The organism is Streptomyces sp. NPDC003284, from assembly GCF_053589675.1.
In genome coordinates, this window is the sequence record NZ_JBSFSI010000014.1 from 1 (window position 1) to 21307 (window position 21307).

The window sequence follows — 21307 nt, forward strand, 5'->3', positions numbered from 1 at the left end:
GCCAGCCCCGCCCGGTGCCCCAGATCCGCCGCCAGCGCCTGCTCCTGCTCGTCGAACACGGCACCCGGCGCACGCCGCACGAACGTCAGCGCGCCCAGTGTCTGCCGTCGTACGCGCATGGGCACGATCAGCGCCGTCCCTGCGCCCAGCATGCGGTACAGCGCCCGCTGGGCGGCCTTGAGGGGGTCCTGCGGGTCGGGTTCGCCGAAGTCGGTGATCTCCAGCGGGCCCGCTCCGCGCAGCACCTTCGCGACGGCGGCGCCCGAGTCGTCCGGGCCGGGCAGGAATCCCCCCGGCAGCACCCGCAGCGCCCGCTCCGGGTCCCGGTCGGTGACCGTGAGACGGCGCAGTCCCTCGCCGTCGACGACGTCGACCACACAGGCGTCGGCCAGGTTGGGCACCACCACCCGGGCCAGGCGGCGCAGCGCCTCCTCCGCGTCCAGGCCCGAGGCCAGCGCCCGGCTCGCCTCGGCCAGCAGCCGCAGCCGGGCCGCCGCGGGCTCCGGTACCGGCTCGCCGGACGGTCCTCCCGGCGGTGCGGGCTCCCGCTTCATCACGCTCCCTCCTGACGGCGCCGCCGCCGGTGCCGCCGCCGTGCGGGACGGCGGGGAGGACCGGCGGATCGCCTCCAGTCTGCGGCTCCGGCGGGCCGAGGACATCCGGGCGCGCCGGGCGGCCGGGAGGTCGTCGGCGGAGCGCCGGGCGCGGGGCGGGCGCGGGCAGCGGTACCGGCGCGTCGCCGGGTGTGTCAGCCGCCGGTCTCCTCGGCGAGCTGCTTGATGCCCTGGAGGGTGGTCTCCATGCCGCGGCGCAGTTCGTCCCGGCGGTAGGCGAGGATCGCCTCCTTCCGGTCGGGCCGCTGCTCGATGGCCACGGTGACCCCGCTGCGGCCGGGTCCGCCGCGCATCGACTGGCGCAGCAGGGTGCCGCCGTCGTCCGCCTCCAGTTCGTAGCGCCAGAAGGCGAGGGCCTGGGCGAGGTCCTGGGCCGGTGCGCCGTAGCGGCCGTCCGGGTCGGTGACGGCCCAGGCGAAGACGCGCCGTTCGTCCAGTTCGACGACGTGGGAGACGGTGCGCCAGTCACCGGCCAGGGGGTTGCTGTTGTGGCCCTCGAAGCGTGCGCCGAGGGCGGGCCGGTCGGCGCCGTCGAGCCACTCGGCCCGTTGCAGTTCCGGGCTGAGCCGGGCGGGCAGGTGGATGTCGGTCACCAGCTGCCACACCCGGGCGGGATCCGCCCGGACGCGGACCTCGCAGCGGACGCGCAGACCCTCGGCATCGTGCATCTCTTCCCCCAGGTGAGAACCGTCGCCGACCGGCCACCGGGTCCCGCGTCCGCGGGCAGGCCGATCATGCGCAGGCTAGTCCAACGCGCCGCCCGCGCGGGTGTGTTCCATCTCCCGTTTCAATCTCCCTCGCTCCCCGCGGTCCCCTCGACCAGGCGGCGCAGCGAGGGCAGCAGCGCGTCGAGGTCCTGCCCGGTGCGGAAGGCGACGACGGTGGTGCCGCCGTCGCCGCCCTCCGCGGGGCGCGGGCGGGTGCCCGGTGCCGGGAACAGGTCCAGCACCTCGCGCATCGCCTCGTCGATCTCCGCCACCGGGTCCGCCGACTCGCCGCGCAGCCACCGCCGCAGCACATGGTTGTGGGCGGCGACGACCGAGGCCGCCATCAGCTCGGCGCGCAGCGACGCCGACGCCGTGGGGGCGCCCATCCACTCGGCGATGAACTCGCGGAACAGCCGCTGGTAGCGCGCCACGCTCGCGATCTCCCGGTCGCGCAGGACGGCCACCCTGCTGGTCAGCGCGTAGCGGCGGCGGGCGAGGCCGCCCTCCTCGACGTAGTGCAGCAGGACCAGGCGCACCGCGTCCGAGACGGCGGCCAGGGCGGTGCGGTGGCTGGAGGTCGCCAGCCGGTCGCGGATCAGCTCCAGCAGCCGGTCGTGGTCGGGGAAGACGACGGCTTCCTTGGACCGGTAGTTCCGGAAGAACGTCGTACGTCCCACTCCGGCCCGTTCCGCGATGTCGTCCACGGTCGTCTGCTCGTACCCGCGCTCGTCGAAGAGCGCGAAGGCGGCGTCCGCCAGCCGGATCCGCGTGGGTGTCTTGCTCATGACCGCTCATCCTCCCCTGTCCCGGCCGGTGTCCACCACAAGGGGCCCGCGCGGGCGGCGGCGGTTCAGTGCGGGCGGCCGCGGGCCCGGCGGAAGCGCGCCAGGCCCTCGGACAGCCCGACCACCGGATCGGGGTAGTCGAGCGCGGCGCGCTCGGGTCCCGGCAGCTTCCACGGCTCGTGCACCCGGCGGCCGTCGACGTCCGCCAGTTCGGGCACCCAGCGGCGGACGTAGGCGCCGTCCGGGTCGTACCGCCTGCCCTGGGCGACCGGGTTGAGGACCCGGTTGGGGCGGCTGTCGGTGCCGGTGCCGGCCGTCCACTGCCAGTTGAGCTGGTTGTTGGAGATGTCGCCGTCGACCAGCCAGTGCAGGAAGTGGGCGGCGCCGACGCGCCAGTCGACGTAGAGGGTCTTGGTGAGGAAGCTCGCGGTGAGCAGGCGGGCGCGGTTGTGCATCCAGCCCTCGTGGCGCAGTTGGCGCATCGCCGCGTCGACGACCGGGTAGCCGGTGCGGCCCTCGCGCCACGCCTCGATGTCGGCCCGCGCGGCGCGCTCGGGGCGCCAGTGGTCGTGCCGGGTGCGGTAGTCGGCGTGGGCGGCGGCGGGGCGGGCGGCGAGGACCTGGCGGTGGAAGTCGCGCCAGGCGAGCTGCCGTACGAAGGCGTCGGCTCCCGGGCCGCCGCGGCGGCGGGCCCGGTGCACCAGTTCCACCGGGGACAGGGTGCCGAAGTGCAGGTGTGCGGAGAGCCGGGAGGTGGCGTCGCCCGCCAGGTCGTCGTGGGTGCGCTCGTAGTCGTCCAGGCCGCTGCGCCAGTACGCGGTGACGCGGCGGCGGGCCTCGCGCTCGCCGCCGGGCGGCAGGGCGGGCGAGAGGCCGCCGACGTCGGCGCGCCGCGGCAGCCGTTCGCCCTGCACACGGTCCGGGACGGGGACGCGGCGCGGGGCGGCCGCGGCCGCCCGCAGCGGGGCCTTCGCCCAGCGCCGGTGGTACGGCGTGAAGACGGCGAAGTGGTCGGAGGAGGCGGGGGTCACCTCGCCGGGCGGTACCGCCACGGTGACCGCGTCGTGCGCGGTCAGGCGGCGCCCGTCGGCCTCCAGCGCGGTGCGCAGCCGCTCCTCGCGGCGGACCGCGAACCGGCTGTGCGCGGCCGACAGATGGACCTCGGCGGCGTCCGCCTCGGCCGCCACCCGGCACACCTCCTCCACCAGGTCGCCGCCGCGCACCACGAGCCGTCCGCCGCGCTCGCGCAGCGCGGCGTCCAGGTCGGCCAGGCAGTCGGCGAGGAAGGCCGCGCGGTTGGGCGGGTCGAACCCGGCGGCCGTCACGGCGCGGTCGCGCACGAAGAGCGGGACGACGGCGTCGGCGCCCGCCAGGGCGGCGCGCAGCGGCGGATGGTCGTGCACCCGCAGGTCGGAGGTGAACAGGACGACCGAAACACGCATGGGCTCAGTTCCTCCTCCGTGGCCGGGCTCGGCCCGGGGCGACGCTACCGGCTCGCGGCCGCCGGGTGCGGCACCGGCGCGGGGCGGTCCTCCTGGGCGCGGGAGGCGGCGCGGACGATGTTGCGGGCCATGCCGCCGAAGACGACGGCGTGGAAGGGCGAGACGCTCCACCAGTAGAGGTGGCCGAGGAGTCCGCGGGGGTGGAACAGAGCCCGCTGCCGGTAGCGGACGGGGCCGGCGCCGTCGCCGTCCACGCGCATCTCCAGCCAGGCCAGGCCCGGCAGCCGCATCTCGGCGCGCAGCCGCAGCAGCCGGCCGCGTTCGATCTCCTCCACCCGCCAGAAGTCCAGCGAGTCGCCGACGCGCAGCCGCCGGGCGTCCCTGCGGCCCCGGCGCAGTCCCACCCCGCCGACGAGCCGGTCCAGCCAGCCGCGCACCGCCCAGGCCAGCGGGAAGGAGTACCAGCCGTTCTCGCCGCCGATGCCCTCGACGACGTCCCACAGGGCGCCGGGCGACACGTCGGCCTCGCGTTCGCGTTCGTCGGTGTAGAGGCTGCCGCCGGACCAGTCGGGGTCGGTGGGCAGCGGGTCGCTGGGCGCGCCCGGTACGGAGGCGGAGGACCAGCGGGTGCTGACCTGGGCGTCCCGGATGCGTTGCAGGGCCAGGGAGAGGGCCCGGTCGACACCGAAGGGGTGGCCGGGCGGGCTGGGCACGTACCGTTCGATGTCGTGGTCCCGGCAGACCACCTCGTGGCGCAGGGACTCCGTGAGCGGGCGGGCGATCGAGGCCGGTACCGGGGTCACCAGGCCGACCCAGTGGCTGGACAGGCCGGGGGTGAGCACGGGCACGGGCACGATGAGGCGCCGGGGCAGCCGGGCGACGGCGGCGTAGCGGCGCATCATGTCCAGATAGGTGAGGATCTCCGGGCCGCCGATGTCGAAGGCGCGGCTGACGTCACCGGGCAGGGCGGCGCAGCCGACGAGGGTGCGCAGCACGTCGCGTACGGCGATCGGCTGGATGCGGGTGTGCACCCAGCGCGGGGTGACCATCACCGGGAGGCGTTCGGTGAGGTAGCGCAGCATCTCGAAGCTGGCGGAGCCGGAGCCGATGATGACGGCGGCGCGCAGCACGGCGGTGGGCACGCCCGAGTCGAGCAGGATGCGGCCGACCTCGGCGCGGGAGCGCAGGTGCGGGGAGAGCCGGTCCTCGGGGACGCCTTCGGGGGTGAGTCCGCCGAGGTAGACGATGCGGCGCAGGCCGCTCCCGCGGGCCTGCTCGCCGAAGACGCGGGCGGCCTCGCGGTCGGTGCGTTCGAAGTCGCGGCCGGTGCCGAGGGCGTGCACGAGGTAGTAGGCGACGTCCACACCGGCCATGGCGCGCGCCACCGAGTCCGCGTCGGTGACGTCGCCGCGGACGGTCTCCACCCGGTCCGCCCAGGTGTGGTCGCGCAGTTTGGCCGGGGTGCGGGCCAGGCAGCGCACCCGGTACCCGGCGTCCAGCAGCTCGGGGACCAGGCGGCCGCCGATGTAGCCGGTGGCGCCGGTGACCAGGCACAGCGGGGCGCGGCCGGCCGTCCCTGTGCCCCGGGGATCCGGCCGCTCGTCCCCGCTGGATCCGGTGGTCCGCTCCTCGTGCATGGTCCCGCCTCCGCCGCCTTCCGGGGTGTCGTGGTCGGGGGTACGGGTTCCACCGCGCGGGCGGTCCAACCGGACCGGCCGGGCGGCGGGCGGCTCAGCCGGGTGTGAAGCGGACCGGTGTGCCGACCGCCGCCTGGGCGGCGGCGGCCAGGCCGGGCGCAGCGACGACGCCGATCACCGGGTAGCCGCCGGTGGTGGGGTGGTCGTGCAGGAACACCACGGGGCGGCCGTCCGGCGGGACCTGGAGCGCGCCGAGGACCATGCCCTCGCTGGGCAGCTCGCCGGGCACGGCCCTCTCCAGCGGCGGTCCCTCGGTGCGCAGGCCGACGCGGTTGCTGTGCGGGGAGACGCGGTAGGCCGCCGAGAAGAGGGTGCGCAGCGCCGCCGGGGTGAACCAGTCGGCGCGGGGGCCGGGCCGCAGCGGCAGGACCAGTTCGGCGGGCGGCGCGGGCCAGGGGGCGGCGCCGGGCAGCGCGGCGGGGCGGGCGGCCGCGTCCGGCGGGGGGCTGTCGCCCAGCGGGAGGACGTCGCCCGCGCGCAGCGGGGCCGGGCCCAGGCCGGAGAGCAGGTCGGTGGAGCGGCTGCCGAGGACGGGTGCGACGGCGATGCCCCCGGCGAGGGCGAGGTAGGCGCGCACGCCCGCGGTGACGGGACCCGCGTCGAGGACCGCGCCCGCGGGCACGTGCACCGGGGCGCCCCAGGCGGCGGGCCGGCCGTCGACGGTCACCGGGCAGGGCGCGCCGCCGACGACCACGGTGACGGGGCGGTCGGGGCGCAGGGCGCAGCCGGTGACGGTGGTCTCCAGGACGGCGGCGCCGGGGTCGTTGCCCAGCAGCCGGTTGGCGAGCCCGGCCGCGGGGGCGTCCAGGGCGCCGGAGCGCGGCACGCCCAGGTGCGCGTGGCCGCGCCTGCCGGTGTCCTGCACGGTGGTGAGGGCGCCGGGGCGGACGACGGTGACGGTGGTGGTGGTGCTCATGCGGCGGTGTCCTCGGTGACGAACCGGACCCGGGTCCCGGGGGTGAGGAGCGCGGGCCGGTCCCGGGTCAGGTCCCACAGCGCGGCGGGGTCGGGCATGGTGCCGATGAGCTGCCAGCCGCCGGGGGTGGCGCGCGGGTACACGGCGCTGTAGGGGCCGGCGAGGCCCAGCGCGCCGGCCGGGACCCGGGTGCGGGGGGTGGCGCGGCGCGGTACGTGCAGGGGCTCGGGCAGCCCGGTGAGGTAGCCGAATCCGGGCGCGAAGCCGCAGAAGGCGACGCGGTAGGTGTACGAGGAGTGCCGGGCGGCGACCTCGTGGGCGCCGATCCCCCACAGGGCGGCCACGTCGGCGAGGTCGGGGCCGTCGTAGCGCACGGGGATCTCGACCACCTCGCCGGTGTCGGCGGCCCGGTCGGGGACGTCCCAGCCGGTGAGGGCGCGGGCGAGGGCGTCCGGGTCCGGTACGCCGTCCAGCAGCACGGTCCGCTCGCCGGGCACGATCTCCTCGACGGGCGGCAGGGTGCCGGCCGCGCGCCGCCGCAGCAGTTCGGCGTGGAAGGCGGCGGTCCGCTCGGCGTCGGGCAGGTCGACGAGCAGGGCGTGCCGGCCCGCCGGGCGCAGGGTCGGGGACCGGTCCGGGCTCATGCGAAGGCACCGACCGCGACACCGGCGGTCTCCAGGGCCGTACGGACCCGGGCCGCGATCCGGGCGGCGCCGGGCGTGTCGCCGTGCACGCACAGCGACCGGGCGGCGACCGCGACGGTGCTGCCGTCGACCGCGCGGACCGCGCCGTCCACCGCGAAGGCGAGGGCGCGCCGCACCACGGTGTCCTCGTCGGTGACCACGGAGTCCGGCTCGCTGCGCGGCAGGAGGGTGCCCTCGGGGGTGTAGGCACGGTCGGCGAACGCCTCCGGCACGGCGGTGAGGCCGGCCTCTGTGGCGGCGGCGAGCAGCCGGGAGCCGGGCAGGCCGAGCACGGGCAGCCCACCACCGGCCAGGCGCACTCCGGCGATCACCGCCGCGGCCTGTCCGGCGTCGTGGACCGTACGGTTGTAGAGGGCGCCGTGCGGTTTGACGTACACCACGTCGGCGCCCGCGGCCTGGGCGAAGACCCTGAGGGCGCCGATCTGGTAGGCGATCTCGGCCGTGAGTTCGTCGCCGGGCACGTCCATGGCGCGCCGGCCGAATCCGGCCAGGTCGCGGTAGGACACCTGGGCGCCGATGCGTACGCCGCGCTCGGCGGCGAGGTCGCAGACGCGGCGCATCACGGCGGGGTCGCCCGCGTGGAATCCGCAGGCGACGTTGGCGCTGGTGACGACGGACAGGAGGGCGTCGTCGTCGGTGAGGGTCCAGCGGCCGAAGCCTTCACCGAGGTCCGCGTTGAGATCGATCACACCCTGAACGTAGACGATTGTTGAACGATCCGACAAGGGGGTGGCGGGCGATCCGGCACAGGGGGAACATGTCGGCCCGATGACAGGAGTGTGAATTCACCCCTTGTTCGATCGTTCAACGATCGCCTAAGGTCCGTGCATCTTCCCCATGGATCCGGTCCCCGGATCCGCGTCCCCCGCGGGACGCCCCCGTCCCCAACGCCCGAAGAAGGCCGCGCATGATCGTTCTCCTCGGTGTGGTCGTGGTGATCCTCGGATTCGTCACCCGCCGCAACCCCGTCCTGGTCGTGGGCGTCGCCGGGATCGTCACCGGCCTGCTCGGCAAGATGAACCCGCAGGAGGTCCTCGCGGCCTTCGGCCGGTCCTTCGCCGACAGCCGCTCGGTCACCGTCTTCGCCATCGTGCTCCCGGTGATCGGCCTCCTGGAGCGCTACGGCCTGCGCGAACAGGCCCGCAATCTCATCGGCCGCCTCGGCAGCCTCAGCGCCGGCCGGTTCCTCACCGTCTATCTGCTGGTACGCCAGGTCACCGCGGCCTTCGGCCTCAACAGCATCGGCGGCCCCGCGCAGACCGTACGGCCGCTCGTCGCCCCCATGGCCGAGGCCGCGGCCGAGCGCACCACGGGCGCGGCGCTGCCCGAGCGGATGCGCGAGAAGGTCCGCTCCTACGCCGCCTCGGCCGACACCGTGGGTGTCTTCTTCGGCGAGGACTGCTTCATCGCGATCGGCTCGATCCTCCTGATCACCGGATTCGTGAACTCGACGTACCACCAGGAACTGGAACCGACCCAGCTGGCCCTGTGGGCGATCCCGCTCGCCGTGTGCGCCTTCCTCATCCACGGAGCCCGGCTGCTGCTCCTGGACCGGCAACTGGAACGCGACATGGCGCTGGCCGCCGCCGAGCACGAGCTGCCGCTCCCGAAGGGAACCGCCAAGTGATCAAGGTCGAATGGCTCTACTGGCTGGTGGGGCTCGTCTTCGTCGTGATGGCCGTGCAGATGGCGGCCGACCGCAGCAACCCGAAGCGGTGGACCTCCGCCGCGTTCTGGGGCCTGCTCGGGCTCACCTTCCCCTACGGCACCGGCGTCGCCAACGGCGAGGCGCACAACGGCGGCTGGACGCTGCCCGCCGAGCCGCTCGGCGTGGCGGTCCTCGTGCTGATCGTGCTCGCCGGGTTCAACTTCCTCGGCAAGGGCGTCCCGGTCACCACCACCGCCGAGCAGCGCGAGGCCTCGGCCGCCCGGCTGGGCAGCAAGATCTTCGTTCCGGCCCTCACGATCCCGGTCGTCGCGATCATCTGCGCCTCGGTGCTCGACGACTCCGGCCTGTTCGAGACGGGCAAGGCCACCCTGATCGGCCTGGGGGTCGGCTGCGTGGTCGCCCTCGTCGTCGGCATGCTGGTCACCGGCGAGCGGAAGATCTCCGTCCCGCTGCACTCCGGGCGCTCGATGCTGGAGGCGATGGGCTCCGCGCTGCTGCTGCCGCAGCTGCTGGCCGTGCTCGGGTCGATCTTCGCGCTGGCCGGGGTCGGCACCCAGGTCGGCAAGATCGTGGACGATGTGCTGCCGGACAACTCGAAGTACCTCGCCGTGCTGGCGTACTGCCTGGGCATGTTCCTCTTCACCGTGATCATGGGCAACGCGTTCGCCGCGTTCCCGGTGATGACCGCGGCGATCGGCTGGCCCGTCCTCATCCAGCAGATGCACGGCAACGAGGCCGCCGTCCTCGCGATCGGCATGCTGGCGGGCTTCGCCGGCACGCTGTGCACCCCGATGGCCGCCAACTTCAACATCGTCCCGGCCACCCTGCTCGAACTGAAGGACCAGTACGGGCCGATCAAGGCACAGATACCCACGGCGATCCCGCTGCTGGGCTGCTGCATCGTGATCATGGCGGTCTTCGCCTTCTGAGCCCGCGGGCCGCCGCGCCCGCCGCACCGCCCGCCGCACCGCCCCCCGCCCTGCCCCCTGGCCCTCGTACCTCCTCAAGGAAGTCCCATGACCCGTGTGCTCGTCACCGGCTTCGCCCCGTTCGGCGGCGAACAGGTGAACCCGTCCTGGCAGGCGGCCTCGCTGCTGGCCGCCGAACCGCCCACCGGCCTCGGTGTCACCGCCGCCGAACTGCCCTGCGTCTTCGGCGCCGCCCTCGACGCGCTGCGGGACGCCGTCCGGGCGAGCGCCCCCGACCTCGTCGTGTGCCTGGGCCAGGCGGGCGGCCGGCCCGCCGTCACCGTCGAACGCGTCGCCGTCAACATCGACGACGCCCGCATCCCCGACAACGCCGGCGCCCAGCCCGTCGACGAGCCCGTGATCCCCGGCGGCCCCGCCGCCTACTTCTCCACGCTCCCGGTGAAGGCGTGCGTGGCCGCCCTGCGCGCCGCCGGTGTCCCGGCCGCCGTCTCGAACACCGCGGGCACCTTCGTCTGCAACCACGTCGCCTACGGCCTCGGCCATCTGCTCGCCACCGAGTTCCCCGGCGTGCGCGGCGGCTTCGTGCACGTGCCCTGGGCGCCCGAGCAGGTCACCGACGGCTCCGCGCCCGCCCTGGAGCCCGCCACCGTGGCCCGCGGGCTGCGCGCCCTGCTGGCCGCCGCCGCGAGCACACCCGCCGGACAGGACCTGCGCGTCACCGAGGGGGCCACCCACTGATGCCCCTCGCCTCCCACGCGGCGCCCTTCGCCCGGCTCGCCCTGGCCAACATCACCCGCGAGTACCCCCACTTCCCCGCCCACCTGGTGGCCGCCCCGGACGAGGACACCCGTCCCAGCACCCTCCACCCGGCCTTCTACGGCGCCTACGACTGGCACTCCAGCGTCCACATGCACTGGCTGCTGGTACGGCTGCTGCGCCGCTACGGCGGCACCCCCGCGCTGCCCGGCACCGCGCCGTTCACCGCCGTGCTCGACCAGCACCTCAGCACCGGGCACATCGCCGCCGAGGCCGCCTACCTGCTCGACCGGCCCTCCTTCGAGCGGCCCTACGGCTGGGCCTGGCTCCTCGCGCTCGCCGCCGAGTGCCGCGCCCACGGCGGCGAGCCGGGCGCCCGTTGGACCGAGGCGCTGGCACCGGGCGTCGCCGCCGTCGACCGGCTGCTGGCCGACTGGCTGCCCAAGGCCACCTATCCCGTACGCCACGGCAACCACCCCAACAGCGCCTTCGCACTCGGCCTCGCCCTCGACTCGGGCGAGCTGTCCCCCGCGACCGACCGCGCCGTACGGGACCGGCTGCTGGCCTGGTTCGCCGACGACCACGACGCGCCCGCGCACTGGGAGCCCTCCGGCCAGGACTTCCTGTCCCCCGCCCTGACCGAGGCCGACGCCGTGCGCCGGGTGCTGGAGCCGGAGCGGTTCGCGTCCTGGCTCGACCGGTTCCTGCCCGCCCTGGGCACCGGGGCGCCCTGCCCGCCGCTGGACGTGCCCGTGGTCTCCGACCGCGCCGATCCGCAGATCGGCCATCTGCTCGGCCTCGCCCTCAGCCGGGCCGCCGCGCTGCGCTCCCTGGCGGCGGCGCTGCCGGACGGACCGGTCCGCACCCGGCTCGCCGGGGCCGCCGACGCCCATCTCGCGGCGGGCCTGCCCGCCGTGGAGCGCGGCGACTTCACCACCGACCACTGGCTGGCCACCTTCGCCGTCCTCGCCCTGGACCCGGAGCCCGGCACCGGCCGCTGACCCGCCCCTCCCCTCCCCCGCCCTGCCCTCCCCGACGCCGCCGGGGAGGGCGGAGCTATCCTGACCGGCGTACCTGGACACGGGGTGCCCCCGCACGGGGGCTGAGATCACACCCGTCGAACCTGAACCAGTTAGGACTGGCGGAGGGATGTCACATGTCAGTGCCGTATGCCCGCGGTGAAGCGGCCCCCGGAGATCCCCGGCACGTCTTCGACGGGCGGATGCCGACGGCTCCGGGCGATCTGCGCGTGGAGGCGCGGGGCATCACCCCGGTCCCCGAGGACGCCCGCTACGGCAGCCCCGCGCGGCTGTTCACCGTCTGGTTCGCCCCCAATCTGACCATGACCGGCGTGTTCACCGGCACGGTCGGCATCACGCTCGGCCTGGACTTCCCGACCGCGCTGGCCGCCGTCGTCCTCGGCACCCTGCTGGGCGCGGTGCCGACCGCCTATCTGGGCACCTGGGGCAGCCGGACCGGTGCGGCGCAGCTGCCGCTGGCCCGCCTCGCCTTCGGCCGGGCCGTCACGGTGCCGGGCGCGCTGCAATGGCTGTCCTCCATCGCCTGGGACGCCCTGATCGGCCTGTTCGGCGGGGACGCGCTGGCCCAGCTCTGCGGCTGGCCGTTCTGGGCCGGGGTGCTGGTGATGATGGCGGGGCAGGGCGCGCTGGGCGTGCTCGGCTACGAGGCGATCCACCGCCTCCAGACGGTCATGACGTTCGGGCTCGCCGCGGCCTTCACCGTCGTCGCCGTCAAGCTCGCCGACGGCGGCCACACCGGCGCGAGCGCCACCGCGCACGGCGCCGACCGGGCCGGGGCGTTCGTCCTGACCTGCACCGTCGCGCTGAGCCTCGCCCTGTCCTGGGCCCCCTACGCCAGCGACTTCAGCCGCTATCTGCCCCGGACGGCCTCCCGTCCGCGCATGTTCTGGTGCACCCTGCTCGGCATCGGCCTGTCGTTCGTCGCGGTGCAGGCGCTCGGCCTGTGGGGTGCCGCCCAGTTCACCGACCAGACCGCCCGGGGCGTCGACCGGCTCCTCGGCGGCGGCGCCCTCGGCGCGTTCGGGCTGCTCGCGGTCGCCCTGGCGGCCCTGTGCAGCAACGCCATGAACGACTACAGCGGCTCGCTGGCCCTCCAGACGATGGGGGTGCGCCTGCCGCGCCCGGTGGCCGCCGCGTTCGCCGCGGTCCTCGGCTTCCCGCTGGTGCTCTGGATGCACGCCGCCGACACCACCGCCCGCTTCCAGAACGTCCTGCTCTTCGTCGGGTACTGGATCCCCGGCTTCTGTGCCGTCGTCATCGTCGACTGGGCCGCCCGCGCACGGGCCCGCGGCGGCCGCCCGGTCGATCTGGCCGAGGAGACGGCCCGCCCGCAGCCGTGGTGGCCCGCGCTGACGGCGTTCGCCGTCGCCTTCGCCGCCGCGGTGCCCTTCATGAACACCGGCCTCTACCTGGGTCCGGCCGCCGAGGCGCTGCACGGCGCCGACCTCGCCTATCCGGTGGCGTTCGTGGCCGCGCTGCTCGTCTACGCGCCGCTGCGGGGACTGCGGCCGCGGCGCTGACGGCACCGGCCGCCAAGAGCACCGATCTCGCCGAAACCGTGCGCGCCAAACCGTAGTTGGGCATGCTCACCGCAGCGAGGTGTCCCGCGGACGGGCCGGGCGGGGCCGCAGGGGAAGGCGGTGGGCCGGGTGGCGCACGAGAAGGCGGGGAACGCCACGGGGGCGCGGGCCGCGCGGGCCGGGGCGGTTGCCGCGACCGAGCATGCGGCCCGGGTCGCGGAGCGGCACGGGTTCGGCGCGCACCGCGCCACCCGCGCGCTCGGCGGCGGGGACGTCGGCTGCGCGGGCTTCGGGGCGGGAGCCGTCCTGCTGGCGCCGGGGATCGGCCTGACCGCCGGTTCCCACGGCACGGCGGTCACCGCGCTCGGCGCCGCCTTCCTGGCCCTCGCCGTCGCGCTGCCTCTCGCGGCCCTGCGCCACGAGAGGCACCGCGACGGCCGCCTGCCCCGCCTGCATGCCTTCGACGGCGGCCTCGTCCTCACCGGCAGGGACGAGGCCGTCGCGCACCCCTGGCGGGACATCCGCGTGGTGGAGCGCACCGAGACCACGACGGTCGGCCAGGGCGGCAACCGCATGACCGTCCGGCGCATACGGTTCCAGCACGTCGGCGGGCAGGTGCTGTGCTCCATGGCGGCGGACGCCACCGCCGTCGAGATCGCCAGGGTCGCGCTCGCGGGCGGCGCACACACCTGACGGACCCTCAGGTCACCTCTGTCTCACGCCCGTTCACCCGCCTGCGCCAGCACCCGGGAACCCTGCCCGGCCGCGTCGGCGGCGGCCGTGGCCGTGGCCGCGCGTTCGGCGTCGCGCCTGGCGACCTCCTCACGGACGAGCGGGATCACGTACCGGCCGAAGTCGATCGCGTCGTCCAGCAGGTCGTACCCCCGGGCGGAGAGGATGTCGACGCCGAGGTCGTAGTAGTCCAGGAGCGCGCGGGCGACCGTCTCCGGGGTGCCGACCAGGGCGTTGGAGTTGCCCGCTCCGCCGGTCGCGGCGGCGGTGGGGGTCCACAGCGCGCGGTCGTAGCGCTCGCCCTGCGCGGCGATGTCGAGCAGCCGCTGGGAGCCGGTGTTCTGCGGCGCGTCGCCCCGGTGGTGCCGTACCGCACCGGCGGCCCGCCGCTCCCGGATGGCGCCGACCGTGCGGTGGGCCTTCTCCCACGCCAGTTCCTCGGTCGGGGCGATGATCGGGCGGAAGGCGGCCTGGATGCGCGGGAGGTCGGTGCGGCCCGCCGCCCGCGCGGCGGCGCGCACGGACTCGATCTGCTCGGCGGTCCGGGCCAGCGGCTCGCCCCACAGGCAGTAGATGTCGGCCTCGGCGCCGCCCGCGGCGTACGCGGCGGGCGACGAGCCCCCGAACGAGACGCCGGGGCGCGGCTGCTGGACGGGGAAGACATCGCTGACGAAGTCGTGGAAGCGGTAGTGCTCGCCCTCGTGGTCGAAGGGTTCGCGGGTGGTCCAGATCTTCTTGACGACACCGATGTACTCGCGGGTGCGGGCGTAGCGCTCGTCCTTGGTCAGGGTGTCGCCCTCGCGGCGCTGCTCGTGGTCGCTGCCGCCGGTGATGAAGTGGACGGTCAGCCGGCCGTCGCTGATCTGGTCCAGGGTGGCGAAGGTCTTCGCGGCGAAGGTGGGATAGGAGACGTTGGGCCGGTGGGCGAGCAGGATCCCCAGCCGCTCGGTCCGGCTCGCCACGTACGCGGCGGCCGGCGCGGGGTCCGGGGATCCGGAGCCGTAGGCGAACAGCACCCGGTCCCAGCCGTACTCCTCGTGCGCTCGGGCGAGGCGGAGCGTGTAGTCCTTGTCGAAGGCGGCGCCGGAGCGCGGGGTGGTCTCGGAGCCGTCGTTGGTGGCGGCGATGCCGAGGAATTCCACGGGCATGCGAGGGGCCTTTCGTCTGCTGGGCCGGGGAGAAGCCGGGGTGGCGGTGGGCGCGCGGGCGCGGCGGCGTCGGCTCGCCGCGCCGCCGGTTCAGCGCGGCGGGGACGCGAGGAGGGACGATGCGACGGCTTCGGGCGCCGGGTGCGGATCCGGGCGTCGGGTACGGGCGTCGGATACGGACAGGTGCGCTGCGCAGAGGAAGCGCCGGGGGCCGCGGACGTGCGCGGAAGCCGCTCGGTCCGCGGTGGGGTCACCCGGAGGCAGCGGGGCGGGCCGGTCGGGCGGGCCCTTGCCGGGTCAGGCGCGACACGCCGCGGACCACACCCGACCGAAGTCGATGTGGTCGCGCGTGGTCAAGCGCTGCTGCCGGGCCGTCATGCCCTCCATTGAGCAAGAGATCGCGCCGCGCGTCAACAGGTGACCGGATGCCGGACCCTTCCCGACGGGCCGACTGACGGGTCGCCCGACGGGCCGTCGGCGGGGCGGCTGACGGGCCGTCGGCGGGGCGGTCGGCCGGGGCGGTGGTGGCGGGGCCCGGCGGTCCGGGGGCTCAGCTCCAGGGGGCCGCAGAGGCCCGCGCGCCGTGCAGGAAGTGGTCGCCGAGGGAGCGCAGGAGCGGGGCGGCGGGGCCGCGTCCGGTGAGCACCCGGATGTTGCGCCAGAACCGGTCGAGCCCCTCGGCGTCCGCCAGTTCCAGGACCCCTTCCCCGGCGCGCAGGGCCGACCGCGCCGTGACGGTCTCGGCGGCGGCGACGAGGGCGGCGGTGTCCGCGCGCCGCTCGGTGTCCAGCTCCGGTCCGGCGTCCAGGCTCCGTGCCATGGCGGCCGTGGCGCGGTCGACGACCGCCGAGGCACTGTGCACGGCCAGCGCCAGTTCCCCGAAGGCGAACAGCACGTCGGCGTCCGCGCCCGGGGGCAGGTCGGGACAGAGCCCCGTTCCGTTCACGGGCCGGGCGTGGGAGGCGGCACGGGCCAGGTCGCGCGCCTCGGCGAGCGCGCCCTCGGCCACGCCGAGGACGACCTGGGCGAGCATGAGCCGCAGGGCCAGCGGGGCGAGGGTGGCCGAGGGAGCCACCGCGTCCTCGTCGTGCGCGGCGGCCCCGATGACGTCGGACGGGCCGACCGGGACGTCCTCGAAGACCACCGTGCCCGCGCCGGTCAGCCGCTGGCCCAGCCGGTCGGTCACAGAGGTGCGGCCGGCCCCGGGGTGGTGCGGGTCCACCAGGACGACGAGGGCGTCGCCGCCGGACACGCGGACCGCGTCCAGGACGAGCCGGTCTGCTGTGTCCACGGCGGTGGGCAGGGCCCGCCGGCCGTTGAGGCGGTAGCCGTCACCGGTCCGGGTCAGGGTCAGGCCGGCACCCGGGTCGCCGGGGTGCCGGGCCTCGTCCGTGCCGTCCGGTCCGGTGCCGCCCGCCAGCAGCCACTGCTCGTGCGCGGCACGGGACTCCAGCTCGGCCGCGCGCCCCGGCTCGGCGAGGAAGCGGGCGGTCCAGGACAGCACGTAGTGGCGGCCGAGGAGTTCACCCATCGAGCCGTCGGCGACCGCGATCCGGCGGACGATGTCGCAGGCGTCCCGCCACCCGGTGCCCGCGCCCCGCGCGCCCGGCGGTACGAGGGCGGCGGTGAGGCCGGAGTCGCGCAGCCGGGCCACCTCGTCGTAGGGCGGCTTTCCGGCGCGGTCGCGGTCGATCGCGTCCACCGCGAGGTCGTCGGCGAGGTCCTGGGCGACCCGCTGCCAGATCCCGGTCCCCCCGGCCGCGTCGTCGGTGCCACCGGCGGCGCCGGCCTCCGCGGCCCCGCTCATCGTCGTACCCCGGACGGACGCGCAACGGGTGTGCTCACGGCGACCCCCACCATTCTCCATTTTTCCTATCGGATAAGTAGGGAATCATCCTGAGCGCGCGGCACGGCCCCGGCAAGAGGGCGTCCGCCAGGCGGACATGGCCGTCCCGCGCCTCGGGACGCGGCGACGCGGGGAAACGGGGAAACGGGGATCCGACGGGTGGCCGGGGCGGCGCGCACGACAGGTCCGTACGGCGTGTTTGTCAGGGCGGCCCGGGGAGCGTCCGGCGGGCGCTCTCGGCGACGCGGTCCGCGAACGCGGCGACGAGGCCGCGGAGTTCGCCGGGGCGCTCGACGGCGAAGGGCAGGTCGAGCGAGGCGAGGACCGGGGGCAGCCAGTCGAGCCGTTCCACGCGCAGGGTGACGCGGTACCAGCGTTCGGGGACAGGATCCGCGTCCGGCACCTCCTCCACGGTCGCGACGGAGGCGGGCAGCCGGGTGCGGATGCGGGCGGGCGTCCCGTGGACGTGCAGCACCACCTCGTGCCGGTAGGCGGCGGTAGCGAAGCCGGTGAGGACCCGCTCCGCCGGTTCGGGCCCGGCGGCGGGCGCCTCGAACGTCCCGGGGAGGGTGCGCGCGCCGGTGATGCCGTCCAGACGGAACGTGCGCTCCTCCCCGATGCCGGGGTCGGTTCCGGTGACGTACCAGCGGCCCGAGTGCACCACCAGACCGTCCGCGTGCAGGGTGCGCTCGCTGTGCCTGCCGCGCCGGTCGGTGTACCTGATCGACAGGGGCCTGCGGTGGCGTACCGCGTCGGCGACGGTGAGCAGGACACCGGCGTCGGGGGCGGCGGCCGGGCCGGGGCCGGGCGGCCCGGTGAAGGTGAGCGAGTCCAGCACCGCGTCGAGCCGGTGCGCCAGACGGCGGGGCAGCACGCGGCGGATCTTGGCCGCCGCCGTCTCGCTCGCGGTGGCCGTCGCCGCCGTCAGACCGGTCCGGTGCGCGGCGACCAGGCCGAGCAGGACGGCGAGTGCCTCGTCGTCGCCGAGCATGAGCGGCGGCAGCCGGTGGCCGGGGGCCAGCCGGTAGCCGCCGTAGCGGCCCCGCACCGCTTCGACGGGGATGTCGAGGTCGTGCAGATGGCCGATGTACCGCCGCACGGTGCGCGGGTCCACGCCGAGCCGGTCGGCGAGTTCCGCGAGGGTCCGGGTGCCGCCCGACTCCAGCAGTTCCAGGAGGGTGAGCACGCGTCCGGTGGGTCGGGTCATGCCGTGGAGGCTAGCCGCAATAGTGGACCGGTTCTGTCCACTATCTGTCCTACCTTCGAAGACGCAGCGGCCGCACGAGCCGCAACCGCCCCATCGGGCATGCCGCAGAAGCACAGGAGAACGCCATGGACTTCGTCTCGATCCGCATCATCACCGCCGACGTCGCACGCCTCGTCGCCTTCTACGAGCGGGCCACCCAGGTGGCGGCGACCTGGGCCACCGAGGACTTCGCCGAACTGCGCACCCCCACCGCGACCCTGGCCGTCGCGGGCACCCGCACCGTGCCGCTCTTCGCGCCGGGCTCCGCCCGCCCGGCCGACAACCACAGCGTGATCGTCGAGTTCCGGGTCGACGACGTGGACCGCGTCCACCGGGACCTGGCCGGTACGGACACCGACTTCGTCACCGAGCCGACCACCATGCCCTGGGGCAACCGCTCGCTGCTGCTCCGCGACCCGGACGGCAACCTGGTCAACTTCTTCACCCCGCCGGCCGCCGCGGAGTGAGGGCCGGACCGTTTGCCATACACCCTGTATCGGATGCACCATGTATCCGATACAGGGTGTATCGCACAGCGGCCACCCGCGTCCGGAGCCCGTGGAATGCGGAGAGCGGAAGAGAGACGACCATGACCTTCACCGTCCCCGAGGCGGTCGGCGACCGGCCCGTGACCGTGATCGGCGCCGGTACCCTGGGCCGCCGTATCGCACTGATGTTCGCCGACCGCGGCGGCGAGGTGCGGATCTACGATCCGTCCCCCGGCGCCGCGCGGGCCGCCCGCGCCTATGTCGAGGAGCACCTCGGCGAGGTCGCCGCGAAGGTGCCCGGCGGGGCGCCCGGGAAGGTCGTCGCGAGCGAGGACGAGGCCGCGGCGCTGGCGGGCAGCTGGCTGGTGGTCGAGGCGGTGCCGGAGAAGCTGGAGCTGAAGAAGGAGGTCTTCGGGGAGCTGGACAGGCTCGCCGACCCGGACGCGATCCTCGCCAGCAACTCCTCGTCGTACCCGGCGCGGCAGTTCACCGACCGGGTGCGCTGGCCCGAGCGCGTGGTGAACCTGCACTTCTACATGCCGCCCGAGCAGCCGGCCGTCGACCTGATGTCCGGCGGCAGCACCGACCGCGCGGTCCTCGACCTGCTGCTGCGGGTGCTGCCCGGGTACGGGATCCACCCCTTCGAGGCCCGCCGCGAGAGCACCGGCTTCATCTTCAACCGCATCTGGGCGGCCATCAAGCGCGAGGCGCTGGCCGTGGTCGCCGAGGGCGTCTCGACCCCGCAGGAGGTCGACCGCATGTGGCAGATCAACACCGGCTCGCAGGCCGGTCCCTTCCGCATGATGGACAAGGTCGGCCTCGACGTGGTCCTGGACATCGAGGACCACTACGCCGCCGAGCGCCCGGAACTGCCCGCGGGCCCGCGCGAACTGCTCCACCGGTACGTCGACGCCGGGCACCTCGGGGTGAAGAGCGGCCGGGGCTTCTACGACGACTACGGCACCGGCGGCTGAAGCACCGGGCGCGCCGTTGGACACTGGTCCCGCAGAGGCCCTCGCGCCACCGCCGTACGAAAGGTCCCGTCTTGCCCAAGTCACCCACGAAACGACGTCCGCGCACCGTCGCCAGCCTGCTGGAGAGCGCGCTGGCCCTGTTCACCGAGAAGGGCTTCCACGCCACCTCGGTGAGCGACATCGTGGAGCGGGCCGGACTGACCCGCGGCGCCTTCTACTCCAACTACCGGGACAAGGAGGAGCTGTTCCTCGCCCTGTACGACGCGCACACCGACCGGCTGCTGGCCCGGCTGGAGGAGACGGCGGCGGGGCTGGACCCGCGGGCCGATCCCGTGGCGCAGTTCCTGGACCGGATCGCGGAGCGTCCCGAGGAGCGGCGCTGGTTCGTGGTCTCGATGGAGTTCACGCTGCACGCGGCGCGCTCCCCGGAGACCGCGCGGGCGCTGGCCGCGCACGAGGAACGGCTCACCGAGGGCCTGTCACGCCTGGTCCTGCGCGCGCTGAGCGCGACCGGCCGCCGGCCGTCCGTGCCCGCCGAGGACCTGACCCGGCTGATCGTCGCGTTGTCCGAGGGCCTGACCGCGCTCCAGCTGATCCAGAGCACCCGGGACGGCGACGTCCGGGGCCTCTCCCACCGCCTCGTCCCGCATCTGATCGAGGCCCTGACCGAGGAGGCGCCGAGGACGACCGCGCCGCCCGCCCGGACCCCGGCGGACGACAGCGTGGGCGGGCCGTTCCAGGGGTGAGCCGCACAGGTGCCCGGCGCGTCCCGTCCCCGGCGGTGCGCGAGCACCGCGCGGGACGCACCGGGCGGGCGGGTCAGGCGCCGCTCTGGACCGGTCCGACGAGGGTGCCGGGGGTCACCGTGAGGGTGCCCTCGCCGACGGACGTGCCGGGGATCTCCCCGTCCGGGGCGCGCAGCGTGAAGGCGACCTCGTCGGCGGCGGCCCCGCGGCCCTGGCCGGGCACCTGGATGTCGAAGTGCACCGGGTGGCCCGGTCCGAAGGTCACCGGCGCCTTCTGATCCCCGTAGCGGCCCGCGGCGACGGCGACCTGTCCGCCGTCGCGGGAGAACCGCACATCGGTGGGCGAGCCGGCCAGTGTGCACGGCTCGTACCCGCGCGGCGCGGTCAGGGTCACGCGGTAGTGGCTGTGTCCGGAGCTGGCCTGGTCCTGGGTGATCCGGGCGAGATGGTTGGCCGGACGGCAGGCCGAGGGGGCGGCGGCGCGGGTCGTCGCGGAGGCGGTGCGGTGCGCCGTGGGGGACGCCTGCGCGACGCCCGTACAGGCGGCCCCCGTGAGCGCGGCGGTGGCGACGGCGATCGCGTACTTCGTGTGGGAACGCATGCTGAACACTCCTTGCCTTGCTTGATGGTCCCGCCGGGTGTCCTCCGCCGGAACCATGGTCGACACCATCTCTGCCCCCTCCCCCGGACCGGGAATGTCTCAGGACTGCCACAGGCGGCCGGGGGCCCGCCGCGGGCGTCCCGGCGGCTTCAGGACTCCGGCCCGGCCGCCTCCGCCGCCGGGAAGGTCCACCGGGTGTGCGTGTAGACACCCTGGTCGCGGCCGAAGCCGTACGCCGTGACCGGGGCCACCGCGAAGACCACCGCGCCGCCGTCGCGGAAGGCGTCACCGATGCCGTGGAAGGTGCCCTCGGGCGAGGTGATGTGCGGCCCGTACTTCGCCTCGTAGGCCGCGATCACCTCCTCCAGGAGGGCCGGATCGGTGACCTGTTCGGCGCACCCCTCGACCACGAGGTCGAGCCCCTCGGTGAGCGCGTTCGCCCCGGTGGTCAGCGCGCACTGCGCGTGCCGGGCGAGGTTCCTGGCCTTCTGCTCCCCGGGGCCGGTGGAGAAGTACAGCGTGCCGTCGTGCCAGGCCGCGATCACGGGTGTGACGTGCGGCCTGCCGTCGGGGCGCACCGTGGAGACCCAGAAGATCTCGGCCGCCCGCAGCCGCCGCTCGGCCTCGGGCCACGGGGTGGCGGTGGCCTCGGCGGCACCCGGGCGGGGGCGCAGCGCGGAGCTGTAGCGGGCGTCGAAGTCGGTCGTGGGTCGCTGTACGGGCATGGCGGTGTTCCTTTCCGTTCCT

General features: G+C 75.3%; 22 protein-coding genes and 1 riboswitch. Of the genes, 9 read left to right on the forward strand and 13 right to left on the reverse strand.

Features of this window, described 5'->3' with window-relative positions:
- The 8 genes from ACWDYF_RS26050 to ACWDYF_RS26085 all read right to left on the reverse strand — a co-directional run.
- The coding region (locus tag ACWDYF_RS26050) for a GAF domain-containing protein (protein WP_389471334.1) at nt 1-554 on the reverse strand (554 nt) is incomplete at its 3' end.
- A gap of 194 nt (nt 555-748) precedes the next feature.
- Nucleotides 749-1282: an SRPBCC family protein gene (locus tag ACWDYF_RS26055; protein ID WP_381744809.1), complete on the reverse strand. Its 534-nt coding sequence runs from the start codon at nt 1280-1282 to the stop codon at nt 749-751.
- A gap of 119 nt (nt 1283-1401) precedes the next feature.
- The gene (locus tag ACWDYF_RS26060; RefSeq protein ID WP_389471338.1) at nt 1402-2106 is read right to left on the reverse strand and encodes a TetR/AcrR family transcriptional regulator; all 705 of its coding nucleotides are present in this window, start codon (nt 2104-2106) and stop codon (nt 1402-1404) included.
- Between the two features lie 65 nt (nt 2107-2171).
- Nucleotides 2172-3548: a cryptochrome/photolyase family protein gene (locus tag ACWDYF_RS26065; RefSeq protein WP_389471341.1), complete on the reverse strand. Its 1377-nt coding sequence runs from the start codon at nt 3546-3548 to the stop codon at nt 2172-2174.
- Nucleotides 3549-3592: 44 nt separating this feature from the next.
- Nucleotides 3593-5185: an SDR family oxidoreductase gene (locus ACWDYF_RS26070; protein ID WP_389471344.1), complete on the reverse strand. Its 1593-nt coding sequence runs from the start codon at nt 5183-5185 to the stop codon at nt 3593-3595.
- A gap of 94 nt (nt 5186-5279) precedes the next feature.
- Nucleotides 5280-6161 (reverse strand): 5-oxoprolinase subunit C family protein, encoded by an 882-nt coding sequence (locus tag ACWDYF_RS26075; protein WP_381744805.1) that lies wholly within the window; start codon nt 6159-6161, stop codon nt 5280-5282.
- Nucleotides 6158-6805, reverse strand: coding sequence for a 5-oxoprolinase subunit B family protein (locus ACWDYF_RS26080; protein WP_018566610.1), 648 nt, complete (start codon nt 6803-6805; stop codon nt 6158-6160). Before ACWDYF_RS26080 ends, ACWDYF_RS26075 begins: the two co-directional genes overlap by 4 nt.
- Nucleotides 6802-7554, reverse strand: a complete 753-nt coding sequence (locus ACWDYF_RS26085) for a LamB/YcsF family protein (protein WP_389471349.1) — start codon at nt 7552-7554, stop codon at nt 6802-6804. The genes ACWDYF_RS26080 and ACWDYF_RS26085 overlap by 4 nt, the downstream gene beginning before the upstream one ends.
- A gap of 218 nt (nt 7555-7772) precedes the next feature.
- Between ACWDYF_RS26085 and ACWDYF_RS26090 the strand changes: the two genes are divergently transcribed.
- The 6 genes from ACWDYF_RS26090 to ACWDYF_RS26115 all read left to right on the forward strand — a co-directional run bounded on the left by ACWDYF_RS26090 (nt 7773) and on the right by ACWDYF_RS26115 (nt 13472).
- On the forward strand, nt 7773-8492 hold the full coding sequence (locus ACWDYF_RS26090; RefSeq protein WP_018566608.1) for a DUF969 domain-containing protein: 720 nt from the start codon (nt 7773-7775) through the stop codon (nt 8490-8492).
- Nucleotides 8489-9463, forward strand: coding sequence for a DUF979 domain-containing protein (locus ACWDYF_RS26095; RefSeq protein ID WP_037895101.1), 975 nt, complete (start codon nt 8489-8491; stop codon nt 9461-9463). Before ACWDYF_RS26090 ends, ACWDYF_RS26095 begins: the two co-directional genes overlap by 4 nt.
- Nucleotides 9464-9550: 87 nt before the next feature.
- On the forward strand, nt 9551-10201 hold the full coding sequence (gene pcp / locus ACWDYF_RS26100; RefSeq protein WP_018566606.1) for a pyroglutamyl-peptidase I: 651 nt from the start codon (nt 9551-9553) through the stop codon (nt 10199-10201).
- Nucleotides 10201-11220 carry a DUF2891 domain-containing protein gene (locus tag ACWDYF_RS26105; RefSeq protein ID WP_389471355.1) on the forward strand — a complete coding sequence of 340 codons (1020 nt, stop codon included), beginning with the start codon at nt 10201-10203 and terminating at the stop codon, nt 11218-11220. The genes pcp and ACWDYF_RS26105 overlap by 1 nt, the downstream gene beginning before the upstream one ends.
- A 70-nt stretch (nt 11221-11290) precedes the next feature.
- A riboswitch (TPP riboswitch) is annotated at nt 11291-11386 on the forward strand.
- Complete coding sequence (locus ACWDYF_RS26110) at nt 11376-12779, forward strand: purine-cytosine permease family protein (protein ID WP_389471358.1); 1404 nt, start codon at nt 11376-11378, stop codon at nt 12777-12779. (Overlaps the previous riboswitch by 11 nt.)
- Nucleotides 12780-12908: 129 nt before the next feature.
- Nucleotides 12909-13472, forward strand: coding sequence for a hypothetical protein (locus tag ACWDYF_RS26115; protein ID WP_389471361.1), 564 nt, complete (start codon nt 12909-12911; stop codon nt 13470-13472).
- Between the two features lie 23 nt (nt 13473-13495).
- Here ACWDYF_RS26115 and ACWDYF_RS26120 read toward each other — a convergent pair whose 3' ends face one another.
- The 3 genes from ACWDYF_RS26120 to ACWDYF_RS26130 all read right to left on the reverse strand — a co-directional run bounded on the left by ACWDYF_RS26120 (nt 13496) and on the right by ACWDYF_RS26130 (nt 17712).
- The gene (locus ACWDYF_RS26120) at nt 13496-14659 is read right to left on the reverse strand and encodes an LLM class flavin-dependent oxidoreductase (RefSeq protein ID WP_389471364.1); all 1164 of its coding nucleotides are present in this window, start codon (nt 14657-14659) and stop codon (nt 13496-13498) included.
- A gap of 550 nt (nt 14660-15209) precedes the next feature.
- Nucleotides 15210-16466 (reverse strand): acyl-CoA dehydrogenase family protein, encoded by a 1257-nt coding sequence (locus ACWDYF_RS26125; protein WP_389471367.1) that lies wholly within the window; start codon nt 16464-16466, stop codon nt 15210-15212.
- Between the two features lie 241 nt (nt 16467-16707).
- A complete protein-coding gene (locus ACWDYF_RS26130) occupies nt 16708-17712 on the reverse strand; it encodes a helix-turn-helix transcriptional regulator (protein ID WP_389471370.1) in 1005 nt (334 codons plus the stop codon).
- A gap of 125 nt (nt 17713-17837) precedes the next feature.
- On the opposite strand from ACWDYF_RS26130, the gene ACWDYF_RS26135 reads away from it, so the two are divergent.
- The 3 genes from ACWDYF_RS26135 to ACWDYF_RS26145 all read left to right on the forward strand — a co-directional run bounded on the left by ACWDYF_RS26135 (nt 17838) and on the right by ACWDYF_RS26145 (nt 19959).
- Nucleotides 17838-18218 carry a VOC family protein gene (locus ACWDYF_RS26135; protein WP_018566599.1) on the forward strand — a complete coding sequence of 127 codons (381 nt, stop codon included), beginning with the start codon at nt 17838-17840 and terminating at the stop codon, nt 18216-18218.
- 122 nt (nt 18219-18340) lie between these two features.
- Entirely contained in the window at nt 18341-19213 is an 873-nt protein-coding gene (locus ACWDYF_RS26140) for a 3-hydroxyacyl-CoA dehydrogenase family protein (RefSeq protein WP_389471373.1), read from the forward strand.
- Nucleotides 19214-19284: 71 nt separating this feature from the next.
- Nucleotides 19285-19959, forward strand: a complete 675-nt coding sequence (locus ACWDYF_RS26145; RefSeq protein WP_381744795.1) for a TetR/AcrR family transcriptional regulator — start codon at nt 19285-19287, stop codon at nt 19957-19959.
- 73 nt (nt 19960-20032) lie between these two features.
- Here the strand turns inward: ACWDYF_RS26145 and ACWDYF_RS26150 are convergent, their stop codons facing one another.
- Nucleotides 20033-20560 carry a DUF4232 domain-containing protein gene (locus tag ACWDYF_RS26150; protein WP_381744794.1) on the reverse strand — a complete coding sequence of 176 codons (528 nt, stop codon included), beginning with the start codon at nt 20558-20560 and terminating at the stop codon, nt 20033-20035.
- Between the two features lie 149 nt (nt 20561-20709).
- Entirely contained in the window at nt 20710-21285 is a 576-nt protein-coding gene (locus tag ACWDYF_RS26155; protein ID WP_389471377.1) for a pyridoxamine 5'-phosphate oxidase family protein, read from the reverse strand.
- Nucleotides 21286-21307: the final 22 nt, after the last annotated feature.

Bases quoted from the DNA above. Each gene is read 5' to 3' on its own strand.
- ACWDYF_RS26090 (WP_018566608.1), top strand. From the start codon at position 7,773: ATGATCGTTCTCCTCGGTGTGGTCGTGGTGATCCTCGGATTCGTCACC.
- ACWDYF_RS26155 (WP_389471377.1), bottom strand. From the start codon at position 21,285: ATGCCCGTACAGCGACCCACGACCGACTTCGACGCCCGCTACAGCTCC.
- ACWDYF_RS26140 (WP_389471373.1), top strand. From the start codon at position 18,341: ATGACCTTCACCGTCCCCGAGGCGGTCGGCGACCGGCCCGTGACCGTG.
- pcp (WP_018566606.1), top strand. From the start codon at position 9,551: ATGACCCGTGTGCTCGTCACCGGCTTCGCCCCGTTCGGCGGCGAACAG.
- ACWDYF_RS26075 (WP_381744805.1), bottom strand. From the start codon at position 6,161: ATGAGCACCACCACCACCGTCACCGTCGTCCGCCCCGGCGCCCTCACC.
- ACWDYF_RS26130 (WP_389471370.1), bottom strand. From the start codon at position 17,712: ATGACCCGACCCACCGGACGCGTGCTCACCCTCCTGGAACTGCTGGAG.
- ACWDYF_RS26055 (WP_381744809.1), bottom strand. From the start codon at position 1,282: ATGCACGATGCCGAGGGTCTGCGCGTCCGCTGCGAGGTCCGCGTCCGG.
- ACWDYF_RS26065 (WP_389471341.1), bottom strand. From the start codon at position 3,548: ATGCGTGTTTCGGTCGTCCTGTTCACCTCCGACCTGCGGGTGCACGAC.
- ACWDYF_RS26125 (WP_389471367.1), bottom strand. From the start codon at position 16,466: ATGAGCGGGGCCGCGGAGGCCGGCGCCGCCGGTGGCACCGACGACGCG.
- ACWDYF_RS26060 (WP_389471338.1), bottom strand. From the start codon at position 2,106: ATGAGCAAGACACCCACGCGGATCCGGCTGGCGGACGCCGCCTTCGCG.
- ACWDYF_RS26110 (WP_389471358.1), top strand. From the start codon at position 11,376: ATGTCAGTGCCGTATGCCCGCGGTGAAGCGGCCCCCGGAGATCCCCGG.
- ACWDYF_RS26120 (WP_389471364.1), bottom strand. From the start codon at position 14,659: ATGCCCGTGGAATTCCTCGGCATCGCCGCCACCAACGACGGCTCCGAG.
- ACWDYF_RS26150 (WP_381744794.1), bottom strand. From the start codon at position 20,560: ATGCGTTCCCACACGAAGTACGCGATCGCCGTCGCCACCGCCGCGCTC.
- ACWDYF_RS26080 (WP_018566610.1), bottom strand. From the start codon at position 6,805: ATGAGCCCGGACCGGTCCCCGACCCTGCGCCCGGCGGGCCGGCACGCC.
- ACWDYF_RS26135 (WP_018566599.1), top strand. From the start codon at position 17,838: ATGGACTTCGTCTCGATCCGCATCATCACCGCCGACGTCGCACGCCTC.
- ACWDYF_RS26105 (WP_389471355.1), top strand. From the start codon at position 10,201: ATGCCCCTCGCCTCCCACGCGGCGCCCTTCGCCCGGCTCGCCCTGGCC.
- ACWDYF_RS26070 (WP_389471344.1), bottom strand. From the start codon at position 5,185: ATGCACGAGGAGCGGACCACCGGATCCAGCGGGGACGAGCGGCCGGAT.